Source organism: Dietzia sp. (assembly GCF_036741115.1).
Classification (GTDB): domain Bacteria; phylum Actinomycetota; class Actinomycetes; order Mycobacteriales; family Mycobacteriaceae; genus Dietzia.
This window is the reverse complement of the sequence record NZ_DAINST010000036.1, coordinates 1-8,468: the sequence shown is the minus strand read 5'-3', so window position 1 is coordinate 8,468 and position 8,468 is coordinate 1. Positions and strand designations below refer to the sequence as shown.

Below are 8,468 nucleotides of genomic sequence, written 5' to 3'. Positions count from 1 at the left end.
GCCGGATCGCGGTGGCCGGGTACTCGGACTGCGCCAGGTACTGCGGCACATGTGCGGTAAAGCCCATGGTGGAGAAGCCCTGCTCCGAGAGCTTGTACTCGAGGAGTGAATCGGCGCTGCCGGGGAGGCGGAACTCTCCGGGCCAGGTGGAGAAACCCTCGAGCAGCTCGATGTCCTTCGAGTGCGCGCTCGAGCGCAGCGGCCGCGTATGCGGCACGTTGAGCGGCATCGATCCGAGGCCGACGGCTATCCGCACGCCGAAATCGGCGGAGAGGCGCGAGACGGCATCGACGAACGAGCCCCACCGCAGGTCCGGCTCGAGCCCGGAGAGGAGCAGGAACGTCTGGTCCGAGGGGGTGGTGATCGCGTGGAGCGAGATGTGAGGCTCGGCGTACCCGGCGAAGTGATCGAAGGAATAGTCCATCGCGGGGCGCCGCGAGCGGTAGTCGACCAGTTCGTCGGCGTCGAAGCGGGCGACGAGCTCCGAGTGGTTGGCGGAACGGATGTGCTCGGTCGCCTGGCGAACGGCGCGTCCGGCGTCGGAAAAACCTTCGAGCCCGTGGACGAGTACGGGGCCCTTGCCGCTCGCCTCGGTGAGCGACGGCGTGGGGAAGACCAGCCTGTAGAGATCGTTTGGAGTGCTCATTTTCTATCCCAACTGTTGCGCTAATGGTGCCCCGCCTGTGGCGGTCCCGAGCGCCGGCTAATGTCCCGGCTTCCTCGGATCGGCTATCCGGTCCAACGACCGGGGAGCAGGCGATATTCCCGGAACGTACCGGGGGAGGCTGGGAATCTGCTGTGTCCGTGGCTGTGTCCCGCGCCGGGTCTCTCGCGGTGATGTCGACACCGAATCCTTCCGGGCGGCAGATGTTCATTTCCGAATGCACGGGGAGCCGAATGGGATGCGCGTGGCGTCATCTAGTGCGAGGCCGCCGCAACGATGCGGTTACGGGTCACGAGCACAGACGATCCAACAGACGTGGACGCGAAGTAGCACGGAGGGGAATGGGCATGGCGAGAAATTCGGATAGGCGGAGCGGGAGCGCGAGTTCCGGAGAACCGCGAAGGGGACGCGCGGCGCGGGGTCGGCATAGGAATGACACGGGCGCCAAGCGGGCGCAGGAACAGCGGAGTGGTCGATCCGGGCGCGGGGGAAGCGAGGTCCGCATCGACGGCCCGGTGGCGCTCCTCGCCGAACTGCCCGGGTTATTGCGCTTTACTCCGGAGTCGCCGAGCCTCACGCTCCTCGGCCGTCGCCGGGGCTCGGAGGACCACGGCTCCCCGATCATGCGGATCGATCTCCCCAAGGAATTCCTCCTCGATGCCGCCGTCGCGGCGGAATACTACGAGGTGGCGCCCGGATACCTGGGTGGGGGCCACTTTGCGGATGACGGCGCAGGCAGCGAAACCGGTGCCTCTCCACGCGGCTCGGTCCTCGACATCCCGCTGGCCGTGCGCGCCCGAGCGGACGAGCTCGGCGTGCGGGTGGAGGACGTGGCGGCGCTGGACGGGCTGATGCGCCCGATCGTCCAATTCCTCGCCTCGAGCCTCCTGCCCATCGTCCGCGAGCACGATTTGGATCAGGTCGTCGCGGTGGTCATGTTCGCCGATGGATGTGCGCCCGGCACGCTCGGCTGGGCTGCGGTCGAATCGTTCGCGAGGGTGCTCCGCGTCGGCTTCGAATCGGTAGGTGCCCATCTGCACTCGTGCCTTGTCGCCGAATCGATCGGCGAGGGCGCGGCGTGGCGCGAGGCCGGTTCGGGCGGCGCAAGCGGCGTCCAGAGCGACCCCCGGCAAGGGCGCATCGCCGCCGAATCCGTGGTCGCGGGCTCGCAGATCTTCGATCGCCGAGCCGACATCGAGGAGCTCTACGCCGAGGAGGAGGGAGCCGGGCGATTACCCCCGCGCCCGAGCGGCGAGTCGGGGGAGGGCGCCGATTCTGCGCGTCGAACGGCCGCGAATCGAGGCGCCGGGGTGGAGCGGGAACCGACGGAAGAGGATTTCGCCCGCGGAGAGCGCCGCCTGGCGCAACTTGCTCGGGGAGGTGTGCCCACAGAGAGCGGGTTGGCGGAGGTGGCCGAGGTCCTCACGAGCCCCGAGATGTCGATGTACCTGCTCGAGGCGCTCGTGTCGCGGATGCCCGGGTGGCTCGAAGGCGAGTGCACAGTCACGCCGGACGAGGGGATTGCTGTGGAGGACACCGAGGAGAGCGGCACCGACGAGAACATCCCCGAGGACGACGGCACCGAGCACCTCCGGCCCTGCGGAGAGCACGGCGCCGATCAGCCCGGAAACGCGCCTTTCGGAGCGGAGCCCGGCGACCTCGCGATGCTCGTCCCGCTCGCGCGGCGCGGCATGCCGGCGTGCAGGAGCACAGCATTGCTTCTCATCGGAATCGCCTACTACCTCCGCGGCGTGGGCGTCCACGCCCTCGTGTGTGCGGAGGCCGCCGAGGCGACCGGCCACCTTCGCGGCGTGTGCAGGTGCGTGCTGTCGATGCTCGAGCAGGGAATACCACCCGCAGTCGCCGCGGACATCCTTGAGGAGTGCCTCTCAGACCTCCGCCTGGACATGCACTCGTACAGCCCGGAGGAGCCGAAGCCGCACAGGAGCGTGGAGCGCGCCAGGGGCCGGGAGGGAAGCGGCGCCGCCCGTCCGAAAGACGATCCGGACGGAGGGCGCGGGGAGGAGCGCCTCACGGCGTAGCGGGGCGACTCAGCGGCGGGCGGAATGCGCGGCGTCGCCGAGGGACCCGAGGAAGTCCCACGCATCGGCGACCACAGTGCGGAGCTCGGTCCGCTTCGGCTTCCAGCCGAGCTCGTTCTCGGCGAGCGCAGAGGAGGCGATGAGCGTCGCCGGGTCGCCGGCGCGACGGGGCGCGAGGCTCGCAGGGATCTCGTGCCCCGTGACCTCGCGGCACACGTCGATGACCTCCTGCACGGAGAATCCCTCTCCGCTGCCGAGGTTGAAGATCCGGTGTACGCCGGGCTCGTTGCTCTCGAGGGCGAGGACGTGCGCGTCGGCGAGATCGCCCACGTGGATGTAGTCGCGGACGCAGGTGCCGTCGGGGGTCGGCCAATTGTCGCCGAACACCTTGATCTCCTCGCGGTGCCCCGCGGCGACCTGGAGCACGAGGGGGATGAGGTGCGTCTCCACCACGCGGTTCTCACCGTGGCCGAGGTGCGCCCCGGCGACGTTGAAGTACCGGAGGCTCGTCGCGGCGAAGCCGTACGCCACGCAGTACGAGGTGATCGCCTGGTCGATGGCGAGCTTGGTGGCGCCGTACGTGTTGGTCGGGCGGGTCGGCATGTCCTCGGTGATGGGAACCTGCTCGGGCTCGCCGTACGTTGCGGCGGTCGAGGAGAACACGATATTCCGCACCCCGGCGCTGCGCATGGCTTCGAGCAGGGCGAGCGTCGAGACGACATTGCCCTGCCAGTACTCGGCCGGCTGCTCGACGGACTCGCCGACGAGGGAGCGAGCCGCGCAGTGGATCACTGCATCGACGCCCTCGAGCGCGGCCGCGGAATCGTCGAGAAGGTTCCCTTCGATGAACCGCGCGCCCTCGGGCACCGCGTCCCTGTTGCCCGTCGAGAGATCGTCGAGGACGACCACCTCGTGGCCGAGGGAGAGCAGCTCGGCCGCGCAGACGCTACCGACGTATCCGGCACCACCGGTGACGAGAACCCTCATCCGAGCACCTCCACTCGGATCGCATGCGCCTTGTCGAGATCGACATTGATATCACCCTTCTCGGTGTGCACCGCGACCGTGTGGCCGGTGCGCTTCGCCGAGATCTTGCGGCCGGGCGCGATATCGAGATCGATAAGGGTGTGGAAGAAGTCCGTATCGACCTGGACCTGCTCGCCGAGCGCGTGGACGCTGAGCTCGAGCTCCTTGCCCAGCGGGATCTCCGCGAGCCGCGGAAAGGTGTGCTTTTCGGTCTCGACGTCCACACCGAGGGCCTTGAGCCCGGGGATGGGATTGCCGTACGGGGAGACCGTGGGATTGTGGAGGACGTTGACGAGTCGGCGCTCGACGTCCTCGCTGATGACGTGCTCCCAGCGGCACGCCTCGTCGTGCACCTTGTCGAGATCGAGGCCGATGACATCGACGAGGAGGCGCTCGGCGAGGCGATGTTTACGCATCACGTTCACGGCCGTCTCGCGACCGGCTTCCGTGAGTTCGAGGTGTCGGTCCGATGCGACGAAGACGAGCCCATCGCGCTCCATGCGGGCGATGGTCTGGCTGACGGTCGGGCCGCTCTGCTCAAGGCGCTCCGCGATCCGCGCACGAAGGGGGACGATGCCCTCTTCTTCCAGATCCAAAATGGTGCGTAGGTACATCTCGGTGGTATCCACCAGGTCCTTCACGACGGACTCCTTCCGCGACACTGTGGGGAACGCCCACTGCCGGTGATTTTCGACCACCACAAACTCAGGGGCCCGCGAGCGTCGCATACCGCAAGGGGTACGCCGACGCGCGGACTAATCGTGCCCATCGTAGCCGGAAATGTAGAGCCCCTTTCCGGCTAGGCGGAATCGGCGTTGCGCCACGGCTATTCGCACGCGTCACTAGAGTCGTCCACATCACATCCGCGGCGATTGGCGCAGGGGAACAGGAGGGCTCATGGTGGAACCGTTGCGAGACCTGCGGGGCTCGAGCGTCCCGGCCGCCGTCGTGTGGAGCACCGATCTCCTGCGTTACGAGCATTCGGCGGATCACCCCATGAGTCCGCGCCGACTCGCCCTCACGATGGCGCTGGCCACGGACCTCGGGTTGCTCGAGGGAGTAGACGTCATGGAGCCGGGGGAGTGCTCCGAGCAGGATCTGCTGCGCATCCATTCGCTCCGCTACGTCGACGCGGTGCGCTCGGCGTCGACGATGTCCCCGGGCGAGCACCCGAACCTCTCGCACGGACTCGGCACTGCCGACAACCCGACCTTCCCGCAGATGCACGAGATCAGCGCGATGGTCGCGGGCAGCACGCTCACCGCGGCACGGCAGGTCGCCGAAGGCTCTGCGCGGCGCGCGCTCTCCGTTGCGGGCGGCATGCACCACGCCCAGCGCAACGCCGCGGCGGGCTTCTGTGTCTACAACGACTGCGCCATCGCCATCCACTGGCTCCTCGAACAGGGCTTCTCGCGGATCGCCTATGTCGACGTCGACGTCCACCACGGGGATGGCGTGCAGGCCGCGTTCTACGACGACCCGCGGGTCATGACCGTGTCGCTGCACCAGCACCCCGCGACCCTCTGGCCGATGACGGGGTGGTCCTCCGAGGCCGGGGACGGCGATGCCGCCGGCACCGTGGTCAACGTCCCGCTGCTCCCGGGCACGAACGATTCCCTGTGGCTTCGCGCGTTCGATGCCGTGGTTCCCGGCGCGCTCCGGGCGTTCGAGCCAGAGATCATCGTGCTGCAGGCGGGGTGCGACAGCCACAAGGACGACATCATGGCGGACCTTTCGCTCACCGTCGACGGCCACGTCGCCTCGTACCGGGCGGTCCGCGCGCTGGCCGACGAGCTGTGCGAGGGACGGCTCATTGGAGTCGGCGGCGGTGGATACGAGCTGATGAGCGTCGTCCCGCGCTCGTGGACCCACCTCATCGCCACCCTCCTCGACGCGGACGTCGACACCGCCACCGAGACCCCCGCCGAATGGCGCGAGCTCGTCTCGGGTCTCACCGTCCCCGACCGGGTGCCGCAGAGCATGGGTGACGGCGGAGACACGGAATTCGCGCGGTGGCAGGGTGGCCCCGGTGCGGCGGACGCAGTGGGCGACGCCCGCGTCCTCGCGCGCCTCGACCAATCGATCCTCGACACCCGTAGGGCGGTATATCCCGCGCTCGGTCTCGACCCGGACGATCCGCGGGACTGATCGCGCGGGCGGTGGGATGATCGGGCCGAGAAGAGACGCGCCATGGGGCACGAAGAACAAGACGACGGCCGCGGACACGAGGAGAAGGCGATGGCAGGCAACGACGGGGAGAGCGAATTCCCGGCTGGCTACCGGGCCGATTGGGCGGCAGACGTGCTCGGCTCGGACGGCAGGGCGGTGCGCATCCGGCCGGTCCTGCCCTCGGACGCGGAGGAGCTCCAACGCTTCCATTCGACGCTGAGCGACAGGACGCGCTACCTGCGCTACTTCGGATCGCACAACGAGCTGAGCAAGTCCGAGCTCGACCGGATGACCCACGTGGACTATTCGAGCCGCATGGCGTTCGTCGCGCTGCTCGGCGACGAGATCATCGGCACGGCTGTGTACGAGGGCTCCCCGGGCAGCCCGATCGCCGAGGTCGCCTTCACTCTGTCCGATTCCCACCAGGGTCGCGGGCTGGGCTCGATCTTCCTCGAGCACCTTGCCGGCGCTGCGGCCGAGAAGGGGATCCGTAGGTTCGAGGCCGAGGTCCTCTCCGAGAACCGGCAGATGATCCAGGTGTTCCGGCGCGCCGGCTACGACGTCTCGCGGAGCTTCGACGGCTCCTCGATCCACCTCGAATTCGATATCGACCCCTCGGACGCGCTCACTTCCGTGCGCAATGCGCGCGAGGCCGCGGCAGAGGCGCGCAGCGTGGCCCGCGTGCTCTCGCCCGCCTCCATCGCCGTGATCGGGGCGTCGGAGCAGCCGAGCAAGCTCGGCTACGCCGTTCTTCGCAACCTCCTCGAGGCGGGTTTTGCCGGGCCGGTGTACCCGGTCAACTCGGAGGCGCGCTCGGTGCAGTCGATCCGCGCCTACCCGAGCCTCGGCGATATCCCCGACCCCGTCGACCTCGCCGTCGTGGCCGTTCCGGCGGAATCGATGGACACCGTGCTCGCCGACTGCCTCCACAAGGGCGTCTCCACGCTCGTGGTGATCTCGGCGGGGTTCTCCGACGTCGGCGGAGAGGGCATCGTCTCCGAGCGCAGGCTCGTGGCGCAGGCGAGGGCGCACGGGATGCGTGTCGTGGGGCCGAACGCGCTCGGGGTCATCAACAACGCCTCCGACGTGAGGCTCAACGCGACGCTGGCGTCCTCGGTTCCGGCGGCGGGAAGGATCGGCTTCTTCTGCCAGTCGGGCGCGCTGGGCATCGCCATCCTCGACAGCGCCACCCGCCGCGGACTCGGCCTCGCGACTTTCGTGTCCGCCGGCAACCGCGCCGATCTCTCGGGCAACGACCTCCTGCAGTTCTGGGATACGGAGGTCGACACGGAGGTCGTGCTCCTCTACCTCGAATCGTTCGGTAACCCGCGTAAGTTCTCGCGGATCGCCCGCCGGGTGGCGCGCAACAAGCCCGTGGTCGTAGTCCATCGGTCCTCGGACGTCGCGGCGGGGGAGTTCCTCGACGTCACCGCTCAGGCTGCCGCAGAGCTGTACAACGACCTCGGCCTCATCCCCGTGACCTCCCTGCCGGAGATGTTCGACGTCGCGGCGCTTCTCGCGTACCAGCCTCTGCCCGCGGGCCCGCGGATCGCGATCGTCGCGAACTCGACCGCCGTATCGACGCTCGCGGCGGATGCGGCAGAAGGCGAGCAGCTCGAGGTCGTCTCATTTGTCGACCTCGGCGCGGCAGCCTCTCCGGAGGCCTTCTCCGCGGCAGTGGAGAGCGCCTGCGAGGACTCGGGCGTCGACGCGGTGCTCGCCGTATTCGTCCCTCCGGTGGAGCGAAACGTCGAGGCCTACGCGGAGGCGATCCGCCTCGGGGCCTCGGAGGCGGGGAAACCGGTCGCCTCGACTTTCCTCGCGGTCGAGGGCCTCCCGGAGGCGCTCACGCTGCGGGACGAGAGCGGGGAGCCGGTCCGCGGCTCTATCCCGTCGTATGCGTACCCAGAGCGGGCGATCTCGGCACTCCGCAGGGCGCTTACGTACCGGCGCTGGCTCGATCGCCCGGCCGAAGAGCCGATGGAGGTGGAAGGCATCGACCTCGAGCGGGCGCGCCAGCTCGTCGATTCGATCTGGGCCCGGCACGCAGGAGGCGGGAACGTCCGCCTTTCCGCGGGACAGACCAGGCAGCTCATGCGCTGCTTCGGGATCCCGATCGTCGACTACCGAGTCGTCGCGAGTGCCGCGGACGCCGAGGCCGCCGCCTCCGAGCTCGGCTATCCCGTCGCGGTCAAGGCGATGAGCGAGGCGTGGCGCAGGCGCAGCGACTTGTCGGGCGTGCGGCTCGACGTCGGCGACGGGCCTTCTGTGCGCCGCGCCTTCGAAGAGCTCTCCGCGTCCGCCGGAGAAGACGCCCCGATTCATGTGCAGAGAATGGCGCCTCGGGGCACGGGGATCACGCTCAAGGTCGGCGATCATCCGATCTTCGGCTCGCTCATCTCCTTCGGGCTCTCGGGAATGATCACCGAAATGCTCGGCGACCGGGCCTATTCCGCGCTCCCGCTCACGCGCGAGCAGGCCGAGAACCTCCTCGAGCGCCCGGCCGCGGCGCCGATTCTCGGGGGAAACGAGAGCGAGGCTGCGGCGGACAAGGAGGCGATCAGATT

The 8,468-nt window shown here is 68.8% G+C and carries 6 protein-coding genes; 3 read left to right on the top strand and 3 right to left on the bottom strand.

Annotated features, from left to right (window positions below; translation table 11 throughout):
- On the bottom strand, positions 1 to 646 hold a 646-nt coding region (locus tag V7E05_RS07300; RefSeq protein ID WP_333619009.1), incomplete at its 3' end, for a proteasome assembly chaperone family protein.
- 533 nt (positions 647 to 1,179) lie between these two features.
- On the opposite strand from V7E05_RS07300, the gene V7E05_RS07295 reads away from it, so the two are divergent.
- The gene (locus tag V7E05_RS07295; RefSeq protein ID WP_333619008.1) at positions 1,180 to 2,706 is read left to right on the top strand and encodes a DUF4192 family protein; all 1,527 of its coding nucleotides are present in this window, start codon (positions 1,180 to 1,182) and stop codon (positions 2,704 to 2,706) included.
- Between the two features lie 9 nt (positions 2,707 to 2,715).
- Here V7E05_RS07295 and galE read toward each other — a convergent pair whose 3' ends face one another.
- Both galE and V7E05_RS07285 read right to left on the bottom strand, forming a co-directional pair.
- Complete coding sequence (gene galE / locus V7E05_RS07290; protein ID WP_333619007.1) at positions 2,716 to 3,693, bottom strand: UDP-glucose 4-epimerase GalE; 978 nt, start codon at positions 3,691 to 3,693, stop codon at positions 2,716 to 2,718.
- Positions 3,690 to 4,373 carry a metal-dependent transcriptional regulator gene (locus tag V7E05_RS07285; RefSeq protein ID WP_333619006.1) on the bottom strand — a complete coding sequence of 228 codons (684 nt, stop codon included), beginning with the start codon at positions 4,371 to 4,373 and terminating at the stop codon, positions 3,690 to 3,692. The genes galE and V7E05_RS07285 overlap by 4 nt, the downstream gene beginning before the upstream one ends.
- Before the next feature lie 256 nt (positions 4,374 to 4,629).
- On the opposite strand from V7E05_RS07285, the gene V7E05_RS07280 reads away from it, so the two are divergent.
- A complete protein-coding gene (locus V7E05_RS07280) occupies positions 4,630 to 5,880 on the top strand; it encodes an acetoin utilization protein AcuC (protein ID WP_333619005.1) in 1,251 nt (416 codons plus the stop codon).
- Between the two features lie 90 nt (positions 5,881 to 5,970).
- Positions 5,971 to 8,468: bifunctional acetate--CoA ligase family protein/GNAT family N-acetyltransferase (locus V7E05_RS07275; RefSeq protein ID WP_333619004.1), on the top strand; the 2,498-nt coding region annotated here is incomplete at its 3' end.